Origin of the sequence: Mesorhizobium calcicola (assembly GCF_042682105.1) — a bacterium.
In the GTDB taxonomy this organism is placed as follows: domain Bacteria; phylum Pseudomonadota; class Alphaproteobacteria; order Rhizobiales; family Rhizobiaceae; genus Mesorhizobium; species Mesorhizobium calcicola.
In genome coordinates this window covers 119,561-146,552 of the sequence record NZ_JBHUGY010000028.1, presented here as the reverse complement: position 1 = coordinate 146,552, position 26,992 = coordinate 119,561, and the positions used below count along the sequence as shown (strand labels likewise).

The 26,992-nt window shown below is 60.9% G+C and carries 19 protein-coding genes and 3 pseudogenes; 2 read left to right on the top strand and 20 right to left on the bottom strand.

The genetic code is table 11. The features are described 5' to 3' along the window. Window positions 1-23 precede the first annotated feature (23 nt). The 10 genes from trbJ to ACFSQT_RS19070 all read right to left on the bottom strand — a co-directional run bounded on the left by trbJ (window position 24) and on the right by ACFSQT_RS19070 (window position 12,440). Window positions 24-749 carry a P-type conjugative transfer protein TrbJ gene (gene trbJ / locus ACFSQT_RS19115; RefSeq protein ID WP_095088690.1) on the bottom strand — a complete coding sequence of 242 codons (726 nt, stop codon included), beginning with the start codon at window positions 747-749 and terminating at the stop codon, window positions 24-26. Further along, window positions 746-3,196, bottom strand: a complete 2,451-nt coding sequence (gene trbE / locus ACFSQT_RS19110) for a conjugal transfer protein TrbE (RefSeq protein ID WP_379021027.1) — start codon at window positions 3,194-3,196, stop codon at window positions 746-748. The genes trbJ and trbE overlap by 4 nt, the downstream gene beginning before the upstream one ends. Next, complete coding sequence (locus tag ACFSQT_RS19105; protein WP_095088697.1) at window positions 3,190-3,462, bottom strand: VirB3 family type IV secretion system protein; 273 nt, start codon at window positions 3,460-3,462, stop codon at window positions 3,190-3,192. Before ACFSQT_RS19105 ends, trbE begins: the two co-directional genes overlap by 7 nt. Beyond that, window positions 3,462-3,770: a TrbC/VirB2 family type IV secretion system protein gene (locus ACFSQT_RS19100; protein WP_095088699.1), complete on the bottom strand. Its 309-nt coding sequence runs from the start codon at window positions 3,768-3,770 to the stop codon at window positions 3,462-3,464. Before ACFSQT_RS19100 ends, ACFSQT_RS19105 begins: the two co-directional genes overlap by 1 nt. Before the next feature lie 11 nt (window positions 3,771-3,781). Then, window positions 3,782-4,750: a P-type conjugative transfer ATPase TrbB gene (trbB, locus tag ACFSQT_RS19095; RefSeq protein WP_095088701.1), complete on the bottom strand. Its 969-nt coding sequence runs from the start codon at window positions 4,748-4,750 to the stop codon at window positions 3,782-3,784. After that, on the bottom strand, window positions 4,747-5,160 hold the full coding sequence (locus tag ACFSQT_RS19090) for a CopG family transcriptional regulator (RefSeq protein ID WP_095088703.1): 414 nt from the start codon (window positions 5,158-5,160) through the stop codon (window positions 4,747-4,749). The genes trbB and ACFSQT_RS19090 overlap by 4 nt, the downstream gene beginning before the upstream one ends. A 119-nt stretch (window positions 5,161-5,279) precedes the next feature. Then, window positions 5,280-7,307 carry a conjugal transfer protein TraG gene (locus tag ACFSQT_RS19085; RefSeq protein ID WP_379021025.1) on the bottom strand — a complete coding sequence of 676 codons (2,028 nt, stop codon included), beginning with the start codon at window positions 7,305-7,307 and terminating at the stop codon, window positions 5,280-5,282. An 882-nt stretch (window positions 7,308-8,189) separates the two neighbouring features. Then, window positions 8,190-8,546 carry an IS110 family transposase gene (locus tag ACFSQT_RS19080; protein ID WP_167392229.1) on the bottom strand — a complete coding sequence of 119 codons (357 nt, stop codon included), beginning with the start codon at window positions 8,544-8,546 and terminating at the stop codon, window positions 8,190-8,192. Window positions 8,547-8,907: 361 nt separating this feature from the next. Then, window positions 8,908-9,624, bottom strand: coding sequence for a hypothetical protein (locus ACFSQT_RS19075; RefSeq protein ID WP_095088709.1), 717 nt, complete (start codon window positions 9,622-9,624; stop codon window positions 8,908-8,910). A 176-nt stretch (window positions 9,625-9,800) separates the two neighbouring features. Then, complete coding sequence (locus ACFSQT_RS19070; protein WP_379021023.1) at window positions 9,801-12,440, bottom strand: Ulp1 family isopeptidase; 2,640 nt, start codon at window positions 12,438-12,440, stop codon at window positions 9,801-9,803. A gap of 713 nt (window positions 12,441-13,153) precedes the next feature. Here ACFSQT_RS19070 and ACFSQT_RS19065 point away from each other — a divergent pair. Then, a complete protein-coding gene (locus tag ACFSQT_RS19065; protein ID WP_379021021.1) occupies window positions 13,154-13,795 on the top strand; it encodes a plasmid pRiA4b ORF-3 family protein in 642 nt (213 codons plus the stop codon). 302 nt (window positions 13,796-14,097) lie between these two features. Here the strand turns inward: ACFSQT_RS19065 and ACFSQT_RS19060 are convergent. Next, window positions 14,098-14,541 (bottom strand): annotated as a pseudogene (locus ACFSQT_RS19060) (CBS domain-containing protein); the annotation flags it as partial. Window positions 14,542-14,961: 420 nt separating this feature from the next. Between ACFSQT_RS19060 and ACFSQT_RS19055 the strand changes: the two are divergent. Continuing rightward, complete coding sequence (locus tag ACFSQT_RS19055; protein WP_379020993.1) at window positions 14,962-16,302, top strand: IS1380 family transposase; 1,341 nt, start codon at window positions 14,962-14,964, stop codon at window positions 16,300-16,302. 301 nt (window positions 16,303-16,603) lie between these two features. Here ACFSQT_RS19055 and ACFSQT_RS19050 read toward each other — a convergent pair whose 3' ends face one another. From ACFSQT_RS19050 to ACFSQT_RS19010, 9 genes and pseudogenes are all read right to left on the bottom strand, one after another. Then, window positions 16,604-16,903: a cold-shock protein gene (locus tag ACFSQT_RS19050; protein WP_379021190.1), complete on the bottom strand. Its 300-nt coding sequence runs from the start codon at window positions 16,901-16,903 to the stop codon at window positions 16,604-16,606. After that, a complete protein-coding gene (locus ACFSQT_RS19045; RefSeq protein WP_095088717.1) occupies window positions 16,852-17,160 on the bottom strand; it encodes a hypothetical protein in 309 nt (102 codons plus the stop codon). Before ACFSQT_RS19045 ends, ACFSQT_RS19050 begins: the two co-directional genes overlap by 52 nt. A gap of 88 nt (window positions 17,161-17,248) precedes the next feature. Then, complete coding sequence (locus tag ACFSQT_RS19040) at window positions 17,249-18,187, bottom strand: Ulp1 family isopeptidase (protein ID WP_379021019.1); 939 nt, start codon at window positions 18,185-18,187, stop codon at window positions 17,249-17,251. Between the two features lie 783 nt (window positions 18,188-18,970). Then, the gene (locus ACFSQT_RS19035; RefSeq protein ID WP_379021017.1) at window positions 18,971-19,936 is read right to left on the bottom strand and encodes a hypothetical protein; all 966 of its coding nucleotides are present in this window, start codon (window positions 19,934-19,936) and stop codon (window positions 18,971-18,973) included. 296 nt (window positions 19,937-20,232) lie between these two features. Further along, window positions 20,233-20,694, bottom strand: a pseudogene (locus ACFSQT_RS19030) (transposase); the annotation flags it as partial. Between the two features lie 55 nt (window positions 20,695-20,749). Next, a pseudogene (locus tag ACFSQT_RS19025) lies at window positions 20,750-21,461 on the bottom strand (IS6 family transposase). Window positions 21,462-21,763: 302 nt separating this feature from the next. After that, window positions 21,764-24,835 (bottom strand): efflux RND transporter permease subunit, encoded by a 3,072-nt coding sequence (locus ACFSQT_RS19020; protein WP_095088727.1) that lies wholly within the window; start codon window positions 24,833-24,835, stop codon window positions 21,764-21,766. After that, window positions 24,832-25,917 carry an efflux RND transporter periplasmic adaptor subunit gene (locus tag ACFSQT_RS19015; protein ID WP_095088729.1) on the bottom strand — a complete coding sequence of 362 codons (1,086 nt, stop codon included), beginning with the start codon at window positions 25,915-25,917 and terminating at the stop codon, window positions 24,832-24,834. Before ACFSQT_RS19015 ends, ACFSQT_RS19020 begins: the two co-directional genes overlap by 4 nt. Continuing rightward, entirely contained in the window at window positions 25,914-26,987 is a 1,074-nt protein-coding gene (locus ACFSQT_RS19010) for an efflux RND transporter periplasmic adaptor subunit (protein ID WP_095088731.1), read from the bottom strand. Before ACFSQT_RS19010 ends, ACFSQT_RS19015 begins: the two co-directional genes overlap by 4 nt. Between the last annotated feature and the right edge of the window lie 5 nt (window positions 26,988-26,992).

Genomic DNA, 26,992 nt, shown 5'->3' with positions numbered 1-26,992 from the left:
TCCTCGTCGTGAAGAAATGGTGATCAGTTGCCGGGATAGGCTGTGCCGGTGCCCAGGAAGCGCTCGGTTGTCTCGCGGGCGGCCTCCTCGGATTGTGCCTTGCGAGCGGCATCCTCGGCTTCAGCTCGAAACTGCGTCGCGAGCAGCGTCTGAATCTGCATCTGCTGCTTGGTCGAAAGCGCGATCAACTGGTTGGTTGCCTGGCTTGCCTCAAGCGCACCGGCCGCGCCCTGGCTGCGGTTGATGAGATCGGTAAGCAGGTCACCGTCGCCGCGGACGTTCTCGACGATCTGCGACTGGACACCCATGGTCTGGCGAAACGCCTGCATGGCGCTCTGCCAGCGCTCGCGTGCAGCGCCCGCCACATCGCTGACCTTTATCGTCGCGTCATAGCTTTCCGGGTATTGATTGCGCCATTGGTCTTGAAGCTTGTCGAGATCAAAGCTCAGGCCACTCGCCTGATCCATCAGCCCGTCGATGCGATGGAGCGCACCGGTGAGTTGGCCAACGGAAGAAAAATCCAGATGCTGAAGGTTGCGCGCCATGTTCTGCAGCATGGTCGCCTGGTTCTGAAGCGATTGGACCTGGTTGTTGATCTGCTCCAGCGAGCGTGCCGCCGTTAGCACGTTCTGGGTATAGTTCGACGGATCGAACACGATGAGGGCGTAGGCTGGCTGGACGTAGTCGGCCATCGGTTTGGCGATCAGGGAAACGGTGATCAGGCTGGTGAAAAGGCGGCGTCCCATCATGACGATTGCTCCGTGTCTGGTTGAGGGAATTGCTGGAGAAGCTCGGCAGCCCAATCCAGGCCGCGTGCATTCAGGAAACGAGAGGCAAAGCTGTCCTGTCCGTGCTCGGACAGGACCCTTTCGATAAGGGTCTGCGTGGCCGGATCGGAAGCACCGCACAGCGCGAGTGTGATCGGGCCGAGCCCGAGCTCGAAAAGACGGTTGCCGCGGCGCGACTGCAGGTAATAGTGCCGCTTCGGCGTGGCGCGAGCGATCAGTTCGATCTGCCGCTCGTTCAAACCGAAGCGTTCGTAGGCTGCCCGCGCTTGCGGCTCCACCGCACGATCATTGGGAAGAAAAATACGCTGTGGGCAGCTCTCGATGATTGCGGGCGCGATTGCAGAGCCCACGATGTCGGCAAGCGATTGGGTGGCGAAGACAACCGACACGTTCTTCTTTCGCAGCACCTTCAGCCATTCGCGGATGCGGGCGGCAAAAAGCGGGTTGTCGAGATAGACCCACGCCTCGTCGAGCATGAGCAGCGTCGGCCGCCCGTCAAACCGCTCCTCGAGGCGATGGAAAAGATAGGTGAGCACCGGCAGGACAGCGCCTTGGCTGTGCATCAGCTCCTCGGTCTCGAAGCATTGCACATCCGATAAGGCCAGCCGATCGATATCGGCATCGAGCAGCCGGCCGAAGGGACCGTCGAGCGTGTAGGGCATCAACGCAGACTTGAGCGCATTGGACTGAAGCAGGACCGACAGGCCGGTCAGCGTGCGTTCCTGAGTCGGCGCCGTGGCAAGGCTGTTGAGCGCCGACCAGATTGCCTCCTTCACCTCCGGTGTGACGGTGACGCTCTCATGGGCAATCAGACCTGCAATCCATTCGGCCGCCCAACCGCGGGTAGCCTGGTCGCTGATGTTTCGCAGTGGCTGGCAGGCAAACGCACCGTCCGCGCCGAGCACATGATGCTCTCCACCCATCGCAAGTGTCGCCGCACGCGCCGAATTGCCTTTGTCGAAGACATAGACCTGCGCGCCGGCATAGCGCCGGAACTGCAAAGCGATCAGTGCTAGCAGAACCGACTTGCCGGCGCCGGTCGGTCCAACGATCAGCATGTGGCCGACGTCCTCGACATGAGTGGAAAGCCGGAACGGAGTCGACCCGCTGGTCTCGGCAACGAGAAGCGGCGGGGCTTCGGTCTGGGTAACATTGGCGAGATGCTCGTTCGTCGCCGGCCCGGCCCACACCGATGACAGCGGCATGAGATGGGCAAGATTCAGTGTGTGAATGAGCGGCTGGCGAACGTTGGCGTAGACATGACCAGGCAACGAGCCGAGCCACGCTTCCACGGCATTAACGCTTTCACGGATCGTAGTGAAGCCAAGTCCGTTGACGATGCGCTCGACCGCGCGAAGTTTCTCCTCGGCGGCTTGGTGGTCCTCGTCCCACACCGTCACAGTAGTGGTGAGATAGCCGAACCCGACATGATCGCCGCCCAGTGCTTGAAGTGCTTCGTCTGCATCGAGTGCCTTGTTGTCGGCGTCGCTGTCGATGAGAGGAACGGGTTCGTTGGTCACGACCTCGCGCAGGATAGCCACGATCGATTTGCGCTTGGCAAACCACTGCCGGCGCAATCGCGTCAGCGTCTTGGTGGCTTCCGTCTTGTCGAACGGAATGAAGCGCGTCACCCAGCGATAAGCGAAATCCTGGTTGTTGAGTGCGTCCAGAATTCCGGGCCGCGTGAGGTTCGGGAATCCGAGGATGGTAAGTGTGCGAAGATGCTGCTCACCCAGCATCGGCTCCAAGCCGCCGGTGAGCGGCGCATCGACCAGCATGCTATCCAGATACATAGGCGTTTCCGGTACGGCGACTGGATGGCGGCGGGTCGAGATTGTGCCGTGCAGGTAAGTCAGCGTCTCGGCATCATCGAGGGCGCGCATTTCCGGCATGAAGCCCGACAGTAGACCCAGAACCCGGTCGGTCTCGTCACGGAACCGCGCCAGCTCCTGGCGCCAGTCTCTTTCGCCTTCGGAATGATGAGAGTCGACCAGCGCGCTTTCCGCCCGCGCCTGGCCGTCCGGCGGCGGCATGAACAGCAAGGTCAGTTGATAGCGGCTCTCGAAATGCGCGACCTTGCCCTCGAAGGCCCCGCGCCGTTCTTCGTCGACCAGCCACGACGCCGCATCGGGGAACCGCGAATGCGGATAGCCCAGCGCTTCTATGCGCTCCGCCTCGAAGAACAATGCCCAGCCGGAGCTAAGGCGTCTGAGCGCATTGTTCGCCCGTGCGCAGATCCCGATGAGTTCGGCTTCGGTCGCGCTTTCGAGATCGGGACCCCGGAACCGCAACGTCCGCTGAAAGCTGCCATCCTTGTTGAGCACGATGCCCGGCGCGACCAGTGCGGCCCAAGGCAAATGGTCGGCAAGCCGGTCGGCTTTGCCGCGATACTCCGAAAGGTTCAGCATGCAAACCATCCCTTCATGCGAAGATGACGGACAAGCACGCTCGCGAAGTCCGGATCCCGGCGCGCGGCAAAGACCGCGAGCGTGTGGCCGGCAATCCAGAGTACCAGCCCGGCGATCCACTGCTGCAGGCCAAGACCGAGGGCCGCAGCCACCGTGCCGTTGAGGATCGCAACCGCTCGAGGCGCACCGCCCAGCAGGATCGCCTCAGTCAATGCCCGGTGAACAGGAACCTCGAAGCCCTCAATATGCTGCTCTCCGCTGGCCATCAGACGAGTGCCCCACCGCCGAAGGAGAAGAAGGAGAGAAAGAAGCTCGATGCCGCGAAGGCGATCGACAGACCGAAGACGATCTGGATCAGCCGGCGGAAGCCGCCCGCCGTATCACCGAAGGCAAGCGTCAGGCCGGTGGTGATGATTATGATCACCGCGACGATCTTGGCGACCGGCCCTTGCACCGATTCCAGTATCTGCTGCAGCGGCTGCTCCCAGGGCATGCCGGAGCCCGCGGCGAAAGCCGGTGCCGTGAGAAAAAACGCGAACGCGGCGGACGAAAGAAAGCGAAGCTTCTTGCGCATGAGATGACCTTTCAGAGCTGCTGGAGTTGCGGAAGCGTGAGCGGGGTGACGGCGTAATCGCCGCTGCCGTCAAGACCGGTGACCTCGGCGATCGCGTCGATGCGGCGCGACGAGCCGCGCCCGGCGATGAAGACGATCAGATCGATGGCGTCGGCGATGAGGCGGCGGGGAACGGTGACGACGGCTTCCTGCGCGAGCTGCTCGATGCGATAGAGCGCGGAGCGCGCCGAATTGGCGTGAACCGTGGCGATGCCGCCGGGATGCCCTGTGTTCCATGCCTTCACCATGTCGAGCGCTTCCGCACCCCGGACTTCGCCGACGATGATCCGGTCGGGCCTAAGCCGCAGCGTCGAGCGCACGAGATCGGCAAGCGTTACCGAACCCCGCCTCGTTCGTAAGGCAACGCAATCCTTCGCCGCGCATTGCAGTTCGCGCGTGTCCTCGATGAGGATCACCCGCTCGTCGCATTCGGCGACTTCGGCCAGCAGCGCGTTGGCAAGGGTTGTTTTGCCCGACGACGTGCCGCCGGCGACCAGAATGTTGCGCCGCTCGCGGACCGCCTTTTTCAGCGCATCGGCCTGCAGCGGCAACATGATGCGGTCGGCCACGTAGTTGGCCAGAGTGTAGAGCTTTGCGGCCGGTTTACGGATAGCAAAGCATGGTGCCAGCACGACCGGCGGCAGCAGACCCTCGAAGCGCTCGCCCGAAGGCAGTTCGGCGCTGACAATCGGATTGTCCTCATGCGCTTCGGCGCGCACGTGGGAGGCGACCAGGCGAATGATGCGCTCCGCCTCGGAAGGGTGCATGTGCACGCCGGTGTCGACCCGCCCCTCGCCCAGCCGGTCGAGCCTCAGCGCACCGTCGGGATTGACCATCACCTCGATGACCAATGGATCGGCTAGGGCTTCGGTGATCGCTGGGCCCATGGCGGTGCGCAGCATGGCGCGGCGGCGATGGTCGGCCTCGGGATGAGAACTCATCCTTCCCTTCCCCCGCCATTGGCCTCGCCAAGCGATTTTTTCCCGGAGGCGATCTGGCGACCGACCTGCTCGACGAATTTGTCGAAACGCTCCTGGGCAATCGCTTGCGTCGCCCTGTCCGGAACCGGCGTGTGGGCATGAAGCGTGATCGAAAAACGGATGAAGAGCGCCAGGCTCTCCAGAACCATCTCGACATCGCGCCTGATATGATCGAGCTCGCGGGACAGACGATCGAGCCGCTTGCCGTAGCGCTGGTCGAGATCGTTCTCGCCCCGCCGCTCTATGAAGGCCTCAACCGCCTTCGCGACGACCGCGGATTTGGTGGTCGATGGATCGCGGCTGAGGTTGTCCAGCTTCTCGCTCAGCCCGGGTTCAAGCAGAAACTGATGACGGATGCGGTGGGGCTTCATGCGGCTCGTTCCGGCTGACCGACGCTTGCTGCACCGGCGACGGAACAAGCATCGTCGAGGTGCCCGAAATCGCGTATGGCCGTTATCTACGCTGAGGTGCGCCCAACTCGAAGCGGGGTTCAGAAGCCGGGCACGATGTCCTTGTCGTCGCCCCTTCCCTCGTTGATGCCGTAGGCACGCGCGGCAGTGGAAATCCGGTCCATAACGAGCTTGTCGGGGAGCGCCTCGCTGTCATCGTCGGTGGGCTTGAAGAGATCGTCCTGATCCGGCTGCTGAGAGACGACGGGGTGTTCATCGGGCAGACCTGGATGACGCTGCTGCTGAACACCGCCGTCGTTTTCGGTTGCCACGCCGCTTTCGTCGCCGGGAACAAGACGGCGATCAACGCCGCACACCTGTCCGCTCCAATCATCCAGACGCGACGCAGGGCAATCAGCGTAAGGACCGTCCCGAAGCAGTGGCGAAGGCAGCAACCGTTCGGTGAAATTCTGATCCTGGTAATAGCGCAACTTCTTGGCACGGATCGGCGGCAGCCCTGAAACCAACACCAGTTCGTCAGACGGCGGCAACTGCATTACCTCCCCGGGCGTCAGCAGAGGTCGTGCCGTTTCCTGGCGGCTGACCATGACGTGGGAAAGCCAGGGCGCCAGCCTATGGCCGGCATAGTTGCGCATGGATCTGAGCTCCGTCGCCGTGCCGAGCGCATCGGAGATGCGTTTTGCCGTGCGCTCGTCATTGGACGAAAAGGCAATCCGCACATGACAGTTGTCGAGAATGGCGTTGTTCTCGCCGTAGGCTTTTGAAATCTGGTTCAAGGATTGCGCGATCAGATAGGCGCGAATGCCGTAGCCGGCCATGAAGGCGAGCGCAGTCTCGAAAAAATCGAGCCGTCCGAGCGCCGGAAATTCGTCGAGCATCATGAGCAGTTGATGTTTGCGGCTCTTCTTTGGATCGCCCTCCAGCCGCTCGGTGAGCCGCCGGCCGATCTGATTGAGCACCAGTCGCACCAGCGGCTTGGTACGTGAGATGTCCGATGGCGGCACGACCAGATAAAGCGACATTGGTCGCTCTGCATCCATGAGGTCAGCAATGCGCCAGTCGCAAGCCGATGTTGCCGCAGCTACGGTCGGATCGCGATAGAGCCCGAGAAATGACATGGCGGTCGAGAGAACGCCTGAACGCTCATTCTCTGACTTGTTCAGCACCTCACGAGCCGCCGAGGCCACGACAGGATGGACCTGAGGCTTTTCACTAGCTCCGAGATGGTTGGTGGTCATCATCCGTTGCAGCGTTGCAGCAAACGAGCGCTGTGGGTCCGAGAGGAAGGTAGCGACACGGGCTAGCGTCTTTTCCTCTTCGGCGTAGAGCACGTGCAAGATGGCGCCGACCAGCAGTGAGTGGCTGGTCTTTTCCCAATGGTTTCGCCGCTCCAGCGCGCCTTCCGGATCGACGAGGATGTCGGCGATGTTCTGGACGTCGCGGACCTCGTCTAGGCCCTGGCGTACCTCTAGCAGCGGGTTGTAGCGCGCCGACCTTGAATCGGTAGGATTGAACAAAAGGCAATGTGAAAACTTCGAGCGCCAGCCGGAGGTCAGCTGCCAGTTTTCACCTTTGATGTCGTGAATGACGGCCGAGCCGGTCCAGGAAAGGAGGGTTGGCAGAACCAGCCCGACACCCTTGCCGGAACGTGTTGGCGCAAACGCCATGACATGCTCTGGGCCGTCATGGCGCAGATACTGGTCCTTCAATTTGCCAAGGAAAACGCCGGCCGTCCTGAATAGCCCCTCCTTCTCAATCTCCCACTTTTCGGCCCATCGTGAAGAGCCGTAGGTAGTGACCGCTCCACGCTGCCGCGCACGCCAAAGTGAACCGGCCATAGCAGCGCCACAGCTTAGGAAGCCACTGGCGCCGGCAAGTGCGCCCGCCTTGTCGAAGACCTCTGGCGCGTAAGCGTCGAAATGGAACCACCATTCGAAAAGTTTCCACGGCTTATAGATTGCCCAGCCGGCCGCGACAAACCATGGGGCGCCGAGTGGCGGCTGATGGCCCAGCATGTGGGCGCACCATTGTGTTGCCATCCATACGCCGAGGACTGCGATGGCAAACACAACCACGATCTGGCCAATCAGCAGCTTCGTCGGTGTCATTGGCTTTTGCTCCGCTGTTCTGGACAGGCGGATCAAGCATCTGGCCAAAGCACAGGGAGTAAAACCCACCGTACGCACGACGAGGTGCGATGGGGCAATCATTGGGTATTGCTCAGATTTGAAACGCGGGAACGCGCCGCTGTTCAATCGATAAGACATAAGGCCGGTGCTATGCTCTCGGATTCGACGCGTCCGGAGGTATCCCGGACGAACTGAAACAGCACCTTCTGCTAGATTTTCTGCAGACCCTGGCCAACTACAAGGGCTGCGCTCTCTGTACGGCGCAAGACAATTTCCCGAAGGCGCCAAGGTTCGGCCAACCCGGTCGAATGATCCGGGTTGATTCACGCTTGCAGAGGCGACAGCAAAAAAGAGGCCACGAGGCGCGGGGAGCCTGCCCGGGGGCCCCTTCGAGGGACGGTCATGCCCGACGTAGCACCCGACAAATCTGGGATCAGAGGATCGGACCGTGATCCGGAATTGCCGAAAGACCGTCAATCAAGACGGGCTGCTTTCAAAAACCACCGAATGCTAGCCGCCTTGATGCACGGCGATGAGCTTTTGGCGGCCTGAGGCGGTGATCAGGTCGCCGTTTCGGTGCGTTTTGACAACCCTCGTCAGGCGCCGGCGATGATCCGTCGTGATGGAGGGCTGGGTTTGCAGGTTGCGGTCGGCGGGTTTGTTTCGGGACGTCTGCGCCCCGTCGGCTATGTCACGAGCCGCGCAATGCGATTGAGGACGATGCGCAGGATGCGCTGGTCGGGGCAGGAGGTCGGCAGGTGCAGGCGGATCTGGGTTTTCATCTCGACCACCCGCGCGGCGATTTTGCATGTCGGTCAATCATTATGACCAATGGTTCTCTACATTTCGCTGCTGCGTTCTCTACATTTGGCTGCTGTTGCGCAGGAGCCCACGGACCTGCCCGTAAAGCTGGCGCTTGACATTGACCAGTTGCTCACGCGCGCCAAGCAACGCCTTCAGCCGGTGGCTTTCCATGGTCTTCACATGCACCGCAGAATACAAACCGCTTGCCAGTATCTCGGCAAGCGCCTGCGCATCCGCCTTGTCCGTCTTCTCAGGCCGCGCCTTCAGGGCATCTGCAGCACGCCGCGCATCCATGCAGATGACCGGAAAACCCTGATCCTTCAGCTCGTGGTAGAGCCAAGGCGTCATAGAGCCTGTCTCAAGGCCGACTTTCGCAAGATGACCGTTCCATCTTTTCAGCCGCTCCGCGATCATTGACGGCTGCGTGTCCGCGCTCCCGCGCCACACCACCTGTCGATCCTGACCATAATGCAGATGTGCGTGCTCTTGAGACTGACGTCCACTCCAACGTAATATTCCATCGCTGCTCTCCTTAGGTCTTCGACAAACCAGGGCAGATGGCCTCATTCCGCCGATGGGAGCAGCAACCTCATGTATGGGATGTAATAGTGGGTTCGCGGGCGACGCGGCGGCCGGAGATCAAGCTATCCGGGATCGTGGCCAGTCTCCACCGTGCTGAAACAACCTCTATACGCGTTCAGATCGCTCGAACTACATGGCTTTTTATTTCCGGGCAGTGCCCGACCGACGGCTCATGTTCGCAGCAGGAGAGTGCCTATTGCGAAGACGGACGCGGAGCCGGGAAATCCAGCACGCGGCTGGTATAGCTTTCGATCAATGCACTGAATGGCACGCCATCCGGTAGTTTGAGCACGGCGTGATGTTCGAGAAGGAAAGGGGGAGGGACAAGAGATCCAGTACCGGAAGCCGGCAGGCTGGTTTGCATTTCCCATCCTTTCGAGAGAGGGGACCAAAGCAGCTTCGCCGATAGGTTCGTGCGACTGAAATTTAGAGCCTGAACGGCTCGACCGAATGCTATATCGCTCGTATCGAGCGCCTTGTTCATCTCGGCCGTCAGCCTTGCCGGCACGTACCAGTTGTCCGCCTCGGACAGGACGTGCTCGCCGCAGGCCAGACGAACGCGCCGATAGGCTATGGGTTCGTCCGAGCCTACGGCAAGTAGCTTACGGATATGGACATCCGCCGGCTTGTCTTGACCATGTACACGATGAGCCACGATCTTCGAGCCTTCCGGCGCCAGCTTGTGTGTTGCGCACCAGCGATCAAGTGTCAGCGTAGCACTGGCATTGCTGAGGAGATCGGCATTCAGGGCTTGAAGGACTGCAAGAGCTTCCAGTCGTGATGTCGGCGTGTCCGGCCATGGCGACGGAGTGGACAGATTCTGCGCCATGGTAGTTTGCGTGCCGGGCACGATGGCGGCTGAGCTGCCAAAGGCGAGGAGGCGGACGAGTAACAAGGACCGGAAGAACATGGCTATGAAATCCTCTGTAAAACAGACTGTACAGGTCGGGGCTAGTCTAAGATCACGCTCGATCGTCAGCTGGCCGATCTGAGCATGCAACTTCTCAAGCTCGCATTCGCGCGTGTCCTTCGCTGGCTGGTGTCGGCGAGAGTCGCCTCAGCCAGCTCTATCAGCAGAAGCCGACATCAACTCCTGAGTCGGTTTTGCAGTGCCTGCCGATCGGCGACGAGCTGGTCCAGGTGGATAGAATGCCCTCCTTGCGCCAATCGCCTAACCAGCTCACGCATACCGTCCACGACAAAGACGCCGCAATCATAGCTGTTCTGCTGCTGGGCCATGAGGGGTGACTCCAGGCGGGCGCCCAGCCGTCCTGCGAGCTGTTCTGCAGGCCGGGCGTTGTATCCTTGCGCGGAGTCGTAGTGATAGGCGACCGGCTTTTGCCGGTCGCTGCGATCAACGAACAGCAGCGACCAATGGCTGCCGCGTTGATTAGGATCCGAAACATGGGCATTATTCACTGGCAGGAACAGGAAGTCGGCTGTATCGTTACCCTGCCGATTATGGACGATACTGTGGAATGTACTTAGCGTGTCGCCCCAGTTCAGCTGAAAGGCTACGAGGGGATCCACGAACCGCGTCCGGGCGGCGAGACTCGGATTGGTCCCCTGCAACTCCTGCGCCAGGAGCTGGTAATCCGTGAGGATATGCCTGTCGCCCAGCCATTGCGTGTCCCCGAGCACCAGCCCGCGGTCGTGGGACGAGGCTTTCGGATCCAAAGCCCCGATCTGAGCATCGGAGGAGGTGGTCGAGAATGCCCGCACAGAATTAACCTCGTCGCGTAATCCGGATGGCGTGGGCCTTGTCAGATCAACCAATGGAAGACCGCCGTAGGTGTCTGAGCGGGCCTTGGCAGAGTGCGCTGGCGCAAAGTGAGCATCGTCGCGCAATTCGGATGGCGTGGGCGCATTCAGATCAACGATTGACTCAAGACCCCCGTAGGTGTCTGAGCGAGCCTTGGCAGAGTGCGCTGGCGCGAAGTGAGCATCGTCGCGCAATTCGGATGGCGTGGGCGCATTCAGATCAACGATTGACTCAAGACCCCCGTAGGTGTCTGAGCGAGCCTTGGCAGAGTGCGCTGGCGCGAAGTGAGCATCGTCGCGCAATTCGGATGGCGTGGGCGCATTCAGATCAACGATTGACTCAAGACCCCCGTAGGTGTCTGAGCGAGCCTTGGCAGAGTGCGCTGGCGCGAAGTGAGCATCGTCGCGCAATTCGGATGGCGTGGGCGCATTCAGATCAACGATTGACTCAAGACCGCCGTAGGTGTCAGAACGGGCCCTGGCAGAGTGCGCTGGCGCAAAGTGAGCATCGTCGCGCCCCGCGACCTCACGGAAGACGTCTGAGGGAGCCATGGCAGTTGATGATGACGGGGGTTCTTGCATCGCCTGGCTCCAGAAGGCCCGAGCTCCCTCGCTCGGGGTAGCGGGCAGCGAGGCGAGCTCCTTCAGCGCGCCGGTCTGCCGAGCTGTCTGCGCGGCTGGCAAAGCCGACTGCTCATGTGATTGCAGCCCCAACCCTTGGTTCGCCTCGACGAGTTTTAAGTAGCTCCGAAGATGCGACAAATCGGGAGCGTGTACTCTGCTTCCAGTCAGTTTGAACGCTTCCACATCGTTCCGCAGCGTTAACTGCTCATTGTTAGAGCCGTTAAGTCGACCAGCTATGCTCCCCCCCCTGCCCGTTTTTTGAAGCCACTCACTCAGCGCACGAAGACGTGTAGCCCGCTTCTGGGCAAACTGCCTCTGCGCCGCAGTCGGGTTCCTAAGATCGTTCAAGGCTTGGCCGAGCGCACCATCAATGAGGGGGCCGTCTTCGGGATAAGGAGCCAGGTGACGGGGCCGCCCAATGCCACGGGGTTCGGATCCGGGCGCTTCGGCTTCTTCACCCCCAGGCAAGAGCCGCGGGAGATTAGCCAGAGCGCATTTAAGGCGATTCTGAGGGTCTCCCCCCAGGCTTCTGTACTCCGAAATTTCATTGTCTAGCGAACCGCCTCGCAACAGAGAAGCTAGAGGGTCCCTATCGTTTGCTTGGAGCCACCGAGCAAACACCCTAAATCTGGAAAGACTGTTTTTGATGTCCCCTTTGGCGGCATTGCGCTGCTCGGCGCCTACCCGGAACCTTGCCAAGAGATCGGCGTCTTCGGCAGGGAGCTCCCCAATTAGCTGGTCTCGTGAAGGAAGGCTCCCGGGGGCAACCTTGTTCAGCTGCGCAACGACAGCAAAGCGGCCACCATCCTTCAGATAGTCCCGCACATCGGCGACAAAAGAAGCATGGCCAGGCGAATCGCGGTCAAACCGGCCGGTTATAGGGCCCCGATTTTCCTGGAACAGCCAGCCGCTTAAATGGTGCAGATCACCTACCAATCTCTTGACAGTCCTCTCGTGCGTCTGCGCTTCGCGGGCTGCTTTCTTGAAGGTGGAAACAAGCTCCTTGTCCTCGGCAAAGGGCCCAAAGCGTTCGCGCTTTGCGCCCACGCGGACCTCTTTATTCACCGCAAACTCCGGTTGCTGTCTACCGCTATTGCGCCATGGACCCGGTCCTTGCGCCGCCTCCGGGCCACTGAACGGGTTATCCCGCAAGCCCGCGCTCTGGATCCCTCCACCGCCCTCCTCAGACGAAGGGGGCTGTAACTGGCTCAGCTGCTGCTCAAAGCTCGCTTGCCGGCTCGAGTCGTCCGCCTGTTGCCCAACCGGCATCTCGGTATTCTGCTGCGCGAAGCCTGATGCAAACGGATTCAACTGCCGAGGATTGAACTGCGAACCATCCATACCGCTCTCCATTTGAAAATGAAATATGGGCTGCTCGCAAGTCTGCGCAGAGAGCCACCAATTCGACCATACATAACGATTCTCACTCCTGAGAGGCTCATTGAGTGCGGTCTGGTAAGCCCTGCAGCAACGATACGCAGCCTAGCTGACTTTGACCTGACGTAGGCGTTCTGTGAATTCGAAGAGAACCCTTGAGGCCTAGGCGCCGGCCGCGACCGGTGCCTCTTTCCCGTGGCCGGCCTCGAAAAGCCTGGCGCTGAAGTTTGTGGGGGACCACCTCTGGGACCCGGCCGGACACGAAACCGATCCCCAGCACGGCATGCCGGTTGAGGTCGCGGCCGCGCTGCGCGAAAGCGAGATGCAGCGGATACCGGACCGCGTGCGCCGTCTATAGTGAAACGACGTCTCGCAAGCCTGGGGACCTTGCATCGGGAGAACGGGTAGGAGGGTCCGTTCGCCTCGCCTAACCTGCGGTCGGTGCTGCGGCTGGGGTCGCCGATAAGCGCGTGCCGCTGGTCGCGTCGGGCGATTTGCGTCGCGGCGCGAACCAGCGACGCCGATGCTCTATTTGCCGGGTACCAGAGGAGATGCGCAATCTGGCCAAGCGTGTCGAATTGCTCTTCACCGCGGTCGGACGCACTTCGACACTGCGTTCGAAAGTGGCGCGACACCGAGGTTGACAATCTTGAGGCAAAACAGTTCCAAGTAACGTCATGCTTTTCCAGGAACCCAATGCGCTACAAATCAGGATCGAGCTCGCAGGCATCGAGCCGGCGGTTTGGCGACGCGTGGTCGTTCCGTGGAACTGGCATCTTGGACAATTGCATCTCGTCATCCAGGCCGCCTTCAACTGGTGGAACTACCACCTGCATGAGTTTCGGGTTGGCGGTTTGTCCTATGGCGATCCCGAACAGCTTGGCGAGATGGAATATGAAGGCGGATCCCGTTCCTTCGATGAAAATGAGGTCCGGCTTCTTGATTTCGAGCACCATCCAGGCCTCTCATTCATCTATCTCTACGACTTCGGCGATCACTGGGAGCATCTAGTCACCATCGAGAAATTCCTCACCCTCGATCCGATTCCGAGGACAGCGGCTTGCATCGACGGCGCCCACGCCAGGCCACCGGAAGATGTCGGCGGCATCGGCGGTTTTGAGAGTTTCCTGGCCATCATGGCCGACCGGGAAGATCCCGAGCATCGCGACATGAGGCGGTGGTGCGGTGGCCATTTCGATCCTCAATGGTTCGATCTGACGGTCGCCGGCAAGGACGTCAGGAACGCGCTCAAGCCGAACGTCCGGCGACGCCTTCACCAGCCCAAATCCAAACGTAGGGCCGGCGAGCGCGACCGGTAAGTTGAGAAAGCCCGGTCTGCTTGGGAGGAGTTCAGCCCATCGAGCAGCCGACATTTCCGCCTGCTCGACTCGACAATGGGCACGAGCGAGGCTCGCCGCGAACGGGATTGATATGGACGAAAGGTCCCTGGCATAGACCCTCCTGCACAATGTCCTCGGCCTCCGCGGACAAGCTGTATGTCGCCGGAAGCGGGCGGCGGGCAATGTCGCCTAAACAAATATAGGCTCCGGATCGAAACCCGGTCGAACATTGGACAGGCTTGCCGGGAAAGCTTCCCGAACATTTTTTTCGGGGGTGGCGACTATTGTAGCGCTGCCGCCAATGGCTTGTCTGCACCTTGCGGCTGGTCTGCAGCCCGCGCGGGCGCGGTTGCAGCCAGCAGGTCGGTCTGCGTGATCAGGCCGAGGATGCGCCTGTCGTCATCGACGATGATGGCGGCGTGGCTGCGACCGTCGGTGAGCACCGGCAGCAGGCTCATCGCGGGTGCGCTTGCCGTAGCGGTCGCCGCCGGCGACGTCACGCTTATTACAGCGTCCGCCGCTCGTGCCAGCTCCCTGAGCCCGCCCGGCGCCGACCAGCCTCGCTTCCAGATCGACGACCGGTAGCGACCGGATGTTGTAATCAAGCAGCAAATACGGCGCCTGGTCACATCGCGCGACATGATGTCCTCGCACAGCAAGGTCCGGTGTGAGCGCACCGTCGCCTGCAACTCGACCTGCCGCAGCAGCCGCTCGAGATCGTCGCGCCGGCAAGGATGGGGACAAAAAGGTGGAAGGCCATGGGATGCCTGAAAACCTCAGACTTGATGTGGAACGCGTCAGTCAGGCGCGATTGCCTGCAATCCCGCCATACCGTTGAATTGGGAATCCAACCGGATCCAAGAACCCGCAGCTTCGGGAAAATAATATTTCGCGATGCCGCCAAACGGATCGGTGCGGTTCGGCTCGGCCGAACCGGTCTTTACAGCAGGTTACGCGGGTTTTCGGATCGGTTTGGCAAGCAGCCCGCTTCATGCGGCGGCGGCCGCGGCGAGGCCGCACGCCAAATCGGCCTAGCTAGCCCGGAAAATTCATGGGGGTTGGCGGATGTGGTGCAAGCCGTTGAAATGACGTAGGATTTGGTTGCTTAAGCCGATCCGAACCATTTCCCGGAGACCACACCCGCCATGAATGATCTTACGCTGCCGCTGAGCGGTTTGTCATCAGACGGCGGCAAGTCCGTCGTCGCCCGTTTTGACGGCGGCATGTTGTCCTCGAACAGTGGTGTTCTGGCTCTGGCCGAGGTGGAAAAGCGGCTGCGTGTGGCCGACCGTGTGGCGCGTTGCATCGACGATCCGCGCCGCCCGGACCAGATCATCCACAGCCTGGCGGACATGATCGGCTTTCGCATGAAGATGATCGCCGCCGGTTATGAGGATGGCAACGACGCCAACCGGCTGCGCTGCGATCCGGTCTTCAAGATGGCCCAGGATGCGCTGCCTTCGGGTCGGGATCTGGCCTCGCAATCGACGATGTGCCGGCTTGAGAACCTGCCTGGCGTGCGGGAACTGGTCGTTATGGGCCGGGCGATGGTCGACCTCTATTGCGCTTCCTTCCGCCAGGTTCCGAAGCGGATCGTGCTCGACATTGACGACACTTTTGACGCCGTGCATGGCGGCCAGCAGCTCCGCCTGTTCAATGCCCATCACGACGAATACGGCTTCCAGCCGATTGTTGTGTTCGATGGCGACGGCCGGTTCGTCGGTGCGGTCCTGCGACCAGCGAAGCGGCCGAGCGGGGCAGAAATCCGCCCCCACCTGCGCCGCCTGGTGCGGGCGATCCGCAGCAATTGGCCGAACATCCGCATCCTGATCCGGGCCGACAGCCACTATTGTAGTCCGCAGGTCATCGACTGGTGCCGCGCCAACGATGTCGACTTCATCCTCGGCGTGGCGCCCACCACGACCCTGCGCAAGCATGTCGCGGACCTGGAGAGCAGCACGATGGCGCGTTTTGAAGTGTCATCGAAGACGAACAAGGTCCGCCGCTTCAAGGAGTTCCTGGATGGCGCCGCCAGTTGGAGCCGCGTAGAGCGCATCATCGCCCGCGTCGAGGTCGGCGCCCAAGGTGCCGATACCCGCTTCATCGTCACCAACCTTGCAAGTGGCAAGGCCAAGGCGCTCTACGAGGATGTCTACTGCCGGCGCGGCGCTGCCGAGAACCACATCAAGTCGTGGAAGACGCATCTCGCCGCCGACCGCACATCCTGCACAAGAGCGACGGCCAACCAGTTCCGGCTGTTCCTGCATGCCGGCGCCTACTGGCTGATGTGGGGCCTGCGCGCCGCGATGCCGAAACGCTCGAGCTTTGCCGTCGCCCAATTCGACACGCTGCGATTGCGCCTCATCAAGATCGCCGCCCGCGTGGTCGAGATGAAAACCCAGATCCGCCTGCACCTGCCGACATCCTGCCCCGACCAGCGTATTCTGCGCATCGTCCTCAGCCGCATCCCGCAACTCGCGACATAAACGATGGGGCGCAGACGTCCCGAAACAAACCCGCCGACCTCAACCCGCAAACCCCCGCCTTCCACCACGACGGATCATCGCCGGCGCCCGACGAGGCTTGTCAAAATGCACCCCAAGGGCGGCCAGATCGCCATGCAGGCCGCCGAAAGCCGATCGCCGTGCATCAAGCGGGCTAGCGCCTGGGGCAGATGGAACCATCGGGCTTGTTGCCAGGCAGGCTTGTCGTCACCTTCACATTTGCGATACGAAATTGTGCATTGCAATATCGGCGGCCCGTGGGTATCATCTTGCTGTCGGCCATCTACTCCTCCCAGATGGATGCCGATACTGAATGCGGTGCACCTCCTCCCGCGCCGTATTCGAAAATCGAGCCCGCTGCCACCTCCTCCCGGCAGCGGGCTTTTCTTTTGTATGAAGGTAGTTTCGGCCAAGGCCGATCTATCGCCGCCTGGACCAGGCGAATGCTCCGAACCTCCAGGCCGTTCTTGCCTTGCCTGTATTGGAAAGACACTTTCTGCCCCTCCATCAGCACGCTTAGCCCTGAGCGGATCAGCGCAGTAGCGCGAACGAAGGCGTCCTTTTCACCGTTCTCGGGAGCAATGAAGCCGAAGCCCTTTTCGGGAATAAACCACTTGACCGCTCCGCTCCATAGGTGAGATCGAGGCCAGCTTGCAGGGCGCCAAAGGCGATCTCAGCGTGGTTGTCCGCTTCGATGGTGATAGTGGCGGGATCGACAAGGTCGTTGCCGAGACCATCGTCTGCGACAGGTTCGAGGGCAGGGTGAAGTGTATCCGAAAGCCGCCCGTTCTTCCCCCTTAAAGGCGTTTGCGACAGATCCAGCCGATCTGCGTCGGTCACGTCCTGGTACCGCGGCGGCTATTCTTGTCCGATTCTCTGCCGGCGAGAGCCGCTCCAAACAACTTGATCAGCCCAATCATCGAGTTCGCTAAGGGCCAGCAGACTGGTCTCGCGGAGGCGGCTGAGCCATGAGCCGCTCCTGAAGTGCCCGCCGATCGGCGACGAGATTGTCGAGGTGCAGCGACTCGCGGCGTGGCCGCGGTTCTTGGGCCAACCGTCGAGCCAGCTCCCGCGTGGCATCCAGCACAAAGACGCCGCAATCAAAACTGTTCCGCTGCCGGGCCATGCCCATTGGTTGCAGGCTGCTGGCGCCCAGCCGTTCTGCGAGCTCTGTTGCAATGGTGTGGTGGAGCGGGCGGAGGGAGTCGTAGTGATAGGCGACCGGCCTTTCCTGATTGCGGCGATCAACCAGCAGCAGCGACCAATGGTCGCCTTCGCGAATAGCACTGGCATTGTTCACTAGCAGGAACAGGAAGTCGGCTGTATCGTTACCATTCCGATCATGGACAATGCGATGGAATGCGCGTAGCGCGTCGCTATCGGCGCCGTGGTTAAGCTGAAAGGCTATCAGAGGATCCACGAACCGCGTCCAGGCGGCGAGATCCGGATTAGTCCCACGCAACTCCTGCGCCACGAACTCGTAATCCCGCTGAATATGATCGTCGCCGAGCCATTCTCTGGCTCCGAGCACCCGTCCGCGGTCGTGGGAAGAGGCACTCGTAGCCGAAGCACCGATCTGAGCATCTGGAACCGAGGATGGGCGAGGATGATGGATAAATTGAGCATCGCGGCGCCCTCGCGGCCCCAACGTGATAGAGTAGGTCTCACCGTTGATAGAGACAGGCCGCGGAACCATGCGCGGACTCGGCAACAGCATCTTGTTGTCCAGTACATCGAGCAGGAAGTCCGGAACCGGCTGCGAGCCATGCTGCCAATCCTCGCCGACGAGATATCCGATATCCTCGAGCTCCAGAGGCTCGCCTGATGGCCCGATGGAGAACGGCGGACTGGCGGCCGGACCAGGCACCTGCGCTGACTGAGCGTCGTCACGCGTCTCCTGCGGTGTGGACGGCAGATCAACGAAGAATGGAGGCCGCGGTAGATCTCTGACGACCGAGCTGGCGCGCCCTCCGGGGTTGGCCGCATACTCGCCTCAGAGTCGGGCGGCACTCGCGGCGACCGGGTCGAGCTCGACACAGCCGTTTCGTGTCGTCCGGCCTGCGGGCCTTCCGGCGTCGGCCACTCATTTAGGTCAAAGTCTGACGGCACCCGCGGTGACCAGGATAAGCTCGCGCCGGCTAGCTGCGGTTCCCGACCCGGCTGGTCAGGGAAGGCTACACCCAGCGCCCTGTTTGCCTCGACGACTTGCACATACTGCGCAAGCCTCTTGAAGCCAATGCCAACGTTGCCGTTGGCTTTCGTGAACTCCTGGTAATCTCTGTCCAATGATTCGCGCTGATGCCAATCGCCGTTGATCCGGCTCGCGATGCTCTCCCTGCCCATTGTTCGGAGCCAATCGCTGAACTTTCGTTGCCCCGAAGCAGTATTGCGGACGGTCTTGGCAGTCCGGCCGGATCCGAGCTTGCTCAACTCTCCCTCGACCAAGCCATCGATGATGTTGGCGGCATCGTCATAAGGATGCAGCCCGTGCTGGAGTTCGTCGCCCTGGGGTGCCGAAGCTTGTTGATACCCAACCCGACGTACGGTTGGCCAATGGCTCGCTTGAACTCCGAAATATCTTTCTGCAGTTGTTTTTTCTGCTGCTCATTGCCGTTGAGTCGACTCGCTATGCTCTCCTTTCCCTCTCTTTTCAGCCAGTCACTAAGCTTGCGCTGATTGCTAGCGATCTTGAGGATAGGCGCCCTCTCTTTGGCAGTCGCTGCCGGTCCAAGCTTCCAAGCTTACGCAAGGCTTCGTTGGTCGCGTCGTCGATGATGTCGGCGTCGCTCTCATAAGCGCTCAAAGTACGGCGCCCCATGACGCGGGGCCCGGATCCGAGCGCTTCGAACCCTGCCGAGTCAGGCTGAATCCTTCGGAGATGATTGAGGGCCGTAAAGAGGCGGCCCTTGGGGTCATTCTCCTCGCCAAATGCCATGATGTCCTCGGCTATTTCTTCGGTTCGAAACCGAGACGTCAGGGATGGCTTCTGGTTGGCCGTGAGCCACTTGGAAAAGCTATTAAGAATCTGCGTATGAGACCTGATAGTTTTGTCGGGCACCTCAAGTGCCCGGGCTGCTGCCGCGAACTGGTGAATGAGTAGCGGGTCTCCGGTAGGAGCAGGCGGCTGAGAACGACGAGGTGGCGCAGAAGGCCGAGGCAACAACTCGCCGGCGCGGAACTTCCGAAGCGCTTCCAATGCCGCACGCACTCGCTTGATGCCCCCCGCGTTCACAAATTCATCCGCATGGGCTTTCAACTGAACAGGGCTTTCAACCAGACCGGCCAGTGTCAAGTTTTTAGAGTTGAGGAACTCGCTGAACCGGCTCAGTTGCTGCACCATCCCCTGAAGGGTACCGGAAGCATAACTTCCTGCCGCCGCGCGCACGAACTCGGAAATGAGGGCTGCGTCCTCTTCGGACGCACGGGTGCGCTTATAGGCGTAGATACGAAGCTCTGAATCGACTGCATCCGACGCTGAGCCGCCCAACGACTTTTCACCGCGACTTCCTCCAAACACTTTGCCAAGCCCCGACTTAACCCGAGAAAGCAGTCCACCGCCTTTTCTATCCTTCGTGCGCGCGGCAGGCTTCGGTTCCGATGACGCTGTGTCGCGCATGCTACCCAGTGCCCTGTTGCGCAAGTCAGATGGAGAACCTTGCATGGCCGCGCCAAAGTGAGCGCGAGGAATGTCGACACTGTGCCGCGTACTGCGGAACCGATTGTCCTGCGGGTTGGATTGCGGCGGCATGGGGTTTGAAGGGTCGTTCTGGCCGCACAACCGGTGCTTCTTGGCAGCGCGTGATGGCACGAGGCGTGCAGATCGCGAGCGAGAGCATTTGGTGCGGCCATGCCAGCATAGGGTATCGGCCAGCGCCTGCCGGCGTGCCACTGAACGCGACCCGATGAGTGGCGTCAGACCGGTTTGAGGCGGGTGAAGAGTGCGAGATTGTAAGCCACCACAGAGGACCAGACATAGGTCTTGAAGTGGTCGAGCCCGCCCCAGGTGCAGCGCGCCAAGCCGTAGGCACGTTTGAGGCAGGAGATGCCGGCCTCGATGCCGGCGCGGAAGTTGCGCAGCTTGCGATAGACCCACTTGCTTTTGACCATGTCTTCGACCTTGAGGCCGCTCTTCTTGTGGAAGGCCATGTCGCGCACGCCGCAGGCCTTGGCCCGGCGCAGATTTTCGCGGCTGGCATAGCCGCCGTCGGCCGCCGCCTGCCGCGGCGCCTGGTCCCAGATGCCGATGTGGCGCTCCGGCATCGGCAAGAACCGCTCGCTGTCGGCCGGGTTTCCGGCTTCGATGACGAGGTCAAGGATCAGTCCGCTTCGGCCGGTGGTCAAATTGAGCTTGTGGCCATAATCGACGTCGCGGCTGTGGCATTGTAAACTTAGTGACGACCGGCACAGAGCCGTCTGCGGGTCTCTACCATTAGGTGCTCTGAAGACGGGCGATTTGACGCCACATCTGCATCGCAGCTCCTCGCAGCTCGCGATGATGGTCAGTGGAATGTTTTGGCGGGGAATGTGAAACAGGTTGGCGATGGGATCGTGGATGGAGACGAAGCGTTGAAGCTGTCGCGCTGACCTGAACCGCTTCATAGTCCTCTCGCGCCGTCGGACCGGTTGGTGAGAATTCTCAGCGCGATTGTTCAAGCCCTTGTGTGAGCGATGCTGGACGCCCGGCATGATATCGCGCTTGGCAGCACTGTAGGATCGAAGCTTGCAAGTGACCATCACACGCGGCGAGCGGCATTGACCTTTGAGAAGCTTTCGCATCAGACGCCTGGCAGCCTTGGCATTGCGGCGGCGTTCCACCAGAACGTCGAGAACGAAACCGTCATGATCGACCGCACGCCAAAGGCAGTGTTTCTTTCCCCGCGCCGAGTGGTGATGACGGCCTCGTCGAGGTGCCATTTGTCGCCGAGCTTTCCGGCTGAGCGCATCCGGATGTCATTGGCAAAATGCCTTCCGAATTTCTCCGCCCACAGCTTCACCGTCTGGTGGGAGACCGTGATGCCACGGGCAGCCAGCAGATCTTCGACCATTCGCAAGCTGAGCGGAAACCGGAAATAAAGCCAGACCGCATGGGCAATCACGTCAGCGGGAAAACGGTGGCGGCGATAAAGTCGATCAAGGGGCAACAGTCGTCATGCCCACTCATCGCATACCTAAATCGACCGTCGGTTAATGTTACGATGCCCAGATCGAAGAAATCATAGCCTTCATAAAGGTCAATCCTTCTCGCCCTGGACCTGCTTGATCGCCGCGGGCTCAAGCACCGCGGATGTTGGCCGAGAAGCGCATCCCATCAGGCTGACCGTGACGGCAAGAATGACAAGGCTGTACCGTGATCTGCACGGGTAGATCGAGAGGAGGGAGTGCATCGACGTGCCTTAGGGTAAATCTGGAGAAAGAAGGGCGCTCGCAAGCGCCCTTTCGCTAATCAAGCACGTGCAGCATCTGGGGAGGCATCCGGATCTTCTCGTGGTATCCGGAACCAGGCCACGTATAGGGCCGGGAGAAAGAGAAGCGTCAACACCGTGCCGGCCACAATCCCGCCCATCATGGCATAGGCCATGGGCCCCCAGAAAATTTCCCGGGAGATGGGGATGAGGGCGAGCGTCGCGGCCGCGGCGGTCAGCAAGATCGGCCGCATGCGGTGTTCCGTGGCCTCGACAACCGCACGCCACGGCGGCACGCCCTCGCTTCGCAGATTCTCGATCTGGACGACGAGGATGACCGAGTTGCGGATCAGGATACCGATCAGTGCGAGCACGCCGAGGATCGCTACGAAGCCCATCGGCGCATTGCTGAGCAGGAGTGCCGCCACGACGCCGATCAGCGCGAGCGGAGCGACTGCGAAAACCAGGAACAGGCGGCTGAAGCTCTGGAGCTGGATCATCAGGATCGTCGCCATGGCGAACAGCATCAGCGGGGCGACCGCGGCGATCGGTCCCTGCGCGTCGGCGCTCGATTCTACCGAGCCGCCGATCTCGACCTTGTATCCCGCAGGAAGAGCTTTCGTGAACTTTTCGACCTGGGGCTTGAGCTGTTCCACGATCGTCGCGGGCTGTGTCGGCCCGGTGACCGCGGCCTTCACCGTGACCGTAGGAATGCGATCCCTTCGCGCGATCATAGGCTGTTCGAGCTCATAGCGGAACTTGGCGACTGCGGAGAGCGGTACGGATTTGCCGTTTGATCCCGGAAGCTGGAGGTCTCTTAGCGTCTCGATCGAGCCACGCTCAGCGTCTTGGGCCCTGCCGATCACGTCGATGAGGTAGATGCTGTCGCGGATCTGCGTCGCCGAGGACCCTTCGACGATGCTGTTGAGTGCGTTAGCGATATCCTCTGAAGAGACGCCGAGCTGGCGAGCCTTGTCCTGGAGCACGTCCACCTTCACGACGCGCGAGGGCTCGTTCCAGTCATAGGTCATGTTGGCGATGAGAGGATGCCGGTTGACGATGGCTCCAAAGCGATGCGACAGCTCACGCACCGTCTGGATGTCCGGGCCGCTGATGCGGTACTGGACGGGCTTGCCCACCGGTGGGCCGATATCCAGGAGTTTGACAAAAGCGTCGGTACCGGGAAAGGTCTTCGCTACATAAGCCTGCAGGTCTGTGCGCAACCTGTCCCTTGCCTCCAGGTCCTTGGCCACGATGACGACCTGCCCGAACCAGACAGCCGGGGTCTGCACGTCATAAGACAGGATGAAACGCGGCGCGCCCTCCCCGACATGTGTGGTCCAATGGTCGATATCGGGATTGCCGACGAGTTTCTCTCGTTCGAAATCCGTCATCTGGCGGTTCGTTTCCGTAATCGTGCTGTTTTGGGGCATACTCCAGTCGACGACTAACTCGACGCGGTCGGACGCCGGGAAGAACTGCTGCTGCACAAGGCCAAGACCGCCCAGCGAGAGGCCGAAAACAGCGATGGTGGCGATGATCGTAACCCAGCGCCAGCGCATGGCAGCTCCCAGCAGCCAGGCAAATCCCCGTGCGCCGCGTCCCTTGCGCTCATGGTGCGACTTCATCGTCTTGGGCAGGATCGCCACGCCCAGCAACGGCGTGAACAGGACGGCCACGACCCAGGATACCACGAGCGAAACGGCAATGACGACGAACAGGGTGAAGGTGAATTCGCCCGCTGCGCTACTGTTGAGGCCGATCGGGATAAAACCGGCGACGGTGACAAGCGTGCCTGTCAGCATCGGAAAGGCAGTCGACGTATAGACATAGGTGGCGGCTTTGCGCAGCTCGTCGCCTGACTCCAGGCGCGCCACCATCATTTCGACGGCGATCATGGCGTCGTCAACGAGGAGCCCCAACGCGATGATCAAAGCGCCGAGCGAAATGCGCTGGAGAGAGATGCCCGTATATTCCATGACGACGAAGGTGATCGCCAGTACGAGCGGGATCGAGATCGCGACCACCAGCCCAGCGCGCAGCCCAAGGCTAATGAAGCTGATCGCCAAAACGATAGCGATTGCCTCAAACAGTGCCTTGGTAAAGCCGGACACTGCTTCTTCCACCACGGCCGGCTGGTCGGAAACCCGTTCAACACTCACGCCTATCGGAAGATCGGCCACGACGCGCTTCATCTCCTCGTCCAGCGCCTTGCCGAAGTTCGTCAGATTGGCACCCGCCGTCATGCCAATTGCCAGGCCGATTGCAGGTTGTCCGTTGAAGCGGAAGAGCGAGGCCGGCGGGTCGACATAACCTCGCTTGATCGTCGCGATGTCGGTCAGCGGGAAAAATCGATCGTTGACCCTGAGGTTGATGGCTTTCAGGCTTTCTTCGCTCGTAAATTGGCCACTGACGCGCAACGCGATCCGCTCTGGTCCTGCATCAACGAAGCCGGACTGCGCCACAGCGTTCTGGGCTTCAAGCGTTTCGATGACGGACTGGCGGTCGATGCCGAGCGCTGCGATCTTGCGCGTCGAGAATTCAAGATAGACGGCTTCATCCTGAGCCCCGATGATGTCGATCTTGCCCGCATTCGGAACCGTTAGAAGCTTCGCCCTGGAGTCTTCCACCAGATCGCGAAGCTGGCGCTGCGTCAGGCCGTCGGATGTGAACGCATAGATGTTGCCATAAACGTCGCCGAAGGTGTCATTGAAGAACGGACCGACGACGCCGCTGGGAAATTCGCCCTTGATGTCGTTGATTATGTTGCGGACGCGAAGCCAGTTGCCCGTCACGTCCCTTGCTTTGGTGGTCGGAAGCAATTCGACGTAGACCGTGGTCTGGCCGGCGATCGTCTCGCTTCGCGTGTAGTCCAGCGCGTCAAGCTCCTCCAGCTTCTTCTCGATCCTGTCCGTTACCTGACGGGTCATTTCTTCCGCAGACGCGCCCGGCCACTGCGCGTTGATAATCATCGTCTTGATGGTAAAGGCAGGGTCTTCTTCGCGACCGAGGTTGAAGTAGGAAAACGTGCCTGCAAGGATGAAGACGATCATGAAATACCAGACGAGTGAACGGTGATCGAGCGCCCAGTCTGAGAGGTTGAACGGTTTCAATTGATGGTCTCCTGGTCGACGCGAACGGCCTGGCCGTTTTCGAGCGTGTTGACGCCAGCGGTGACGATTCTGTCACCAGGGTTAATCCCGTCGATCACGGTGACGGGGCCACCTGGAACAGTTTGTTCGGCAAGCCTGACCGGGCCGGAAGTGACTTTGCCGGTCGTGTTGTTGACGATCCAAACGAATGCCTTCGATCCCTCGGTCCGAATCGCGGACAAGGGCAGCCGGATCAAAGTCTTGGCCTCCCCCATGGATCTGGCCACTATGACCGAGCCGAGCCTGAGTGCTTCAGGCGGATCGATCAGCGTCAACCGGGTGCGTCGCGTACGCGTCGCGTCGTCCGCTTCGGGCGTGATTTCGCGGACCACGCCCCTGGCGTGAATGCGGGGATCAAGTTGCAAGGCGACGTCGAAGGATGCGCCGAGCGTCAACTGGTCACCGGCGGCTTCGGGCACATCGACGACCGCGTCGCGCTCTTCCGGTCGCGCGACCGTCGCGACACCCTGCCCCGGCGAGACGACTTGCCCCACCTCGGCTGTCGTCGCGGTGACGACGCCGTCGAACTCGGCGAGCAGGCGAGAATAGCTCAGCTGTTCGTTCGCCTTGTCGAGATTTGCCCGGGCCTTGGCGACCGCGGCTTCTGCGGTCTTGCGCTCCTGCTCGGCAGTTTCGAAGGTGGCCTTCGCCCCGGTTTGTCTCTCGAGCAGAGTTCTCTGCCGGTCTTCGGTGATTCGGGCGTTGGCCAGGTGCGCCTGACTATTGGCGAGATCGGACTGCGCGCTTTTGACAGAGAGCTCGAGCGCCACCGGATCGATGGCTGCCAGGACGTCGCCCTTCTTGACAAGGTCGCCTACCTGGACGTTGCGGGCGATGACGCGGCCCAAAATGCGGAAGCTAAACTCGGTCTCGATGCGGGCTTGGACAGTGCCGGGCAGAGTGAATGCCGCCTGCGCGAATGGTTCGGCTATCTGAAAGATGACGGGGCGAGCGGGCACCGATGCTGCGTCCTCTTCCTTCTGGCAAGCGGACAGCAACGCGGCCGCCGCCAAAAGCGCGGTCAGGCGAGGATCGATTTTCATCGGGCGGTTCTTTCGTAAGACACGACGTCGCCGTCGCTGAGGAATTTCGTACCGTTGGAAACAACAATGTCCCCCATAGACAGGCCAGATTGGACGGAGAAGCGTCCACTGGTATAGGCCGCGACCTCCACGGGATGGAGGGAGACGACGCTCGTCTTCGTATCGACGAGCCAGACGGCCGTCCGCCCCGCATAGGAGGCCATGGCCGACCACGGCAACTCGATGACGGCCTCGGGCTTGTACCGCGCGGTGGCAATCACGGCGCTTCCCAGGGGAGCGTCAGGCGCATCTTCGAGAGCGAGCTTCACCCGGATCGTCCCCGTCGTGGTATCGATGGTTGGCGACACCTCTCGGACCTTGGCCCGAAACTCGTCTTTGCCCGACAGGAGCCTGACCTTGGCAACGTCTTCGAGCTCGCGCCCGATAAGAGCGGACTCGTCGGCATTGATCACGGCATCTCGGGGACCGTCATGGGCGAGCGTGAAAACAAGTTGGGCAGCCTGCGCCACCTGACCTACTTCGGCATTGCGGGCGGTAATGATTCCGTTGGCATCCGCCCTGAGGTCCGTCTGGCCAAGTGTATCGCGGGCCGTATCCAGCTGGGCCTGCGCCGACTGAACCGTGGCCCTTGTCGTCAAAAGGGCTTCGCGTGCGTCATCTAGAGCAGCCCGCTTGGTCACGCCTGCGGCAAAAAGGCTCTGCTGTCTGTCAAATGCCTGCCGGGCCTGCGTTTGCTGCGCTTCCGCAGATTGGAGGTTAGCAAGTGCAACCTGGAGGTCAGCCTTCTGCTCTTGCGCATCGAGGCGCGCGAGAATCTGCCCGGCCTTGACGCGATCACCAACATCCACCAACCGCGCGATGATGCGGCCACTGACGCGGAATGAAAGATCGGACTGGATTCGGGCACGGATCTCGCCGGTCGTCGAAATGGTTTCCGACACCGGTACGGCTTGAACAGCTACCGTCTCCACGTGTCGCGTATCTTTCTGTCGAGTTTCTTCCTTAGGAGCGCAAGCCGCGAGCCATGCCATTGAAAACCCTAAAAAAAATCCCGTTGTCAATTGTCCCATAATTC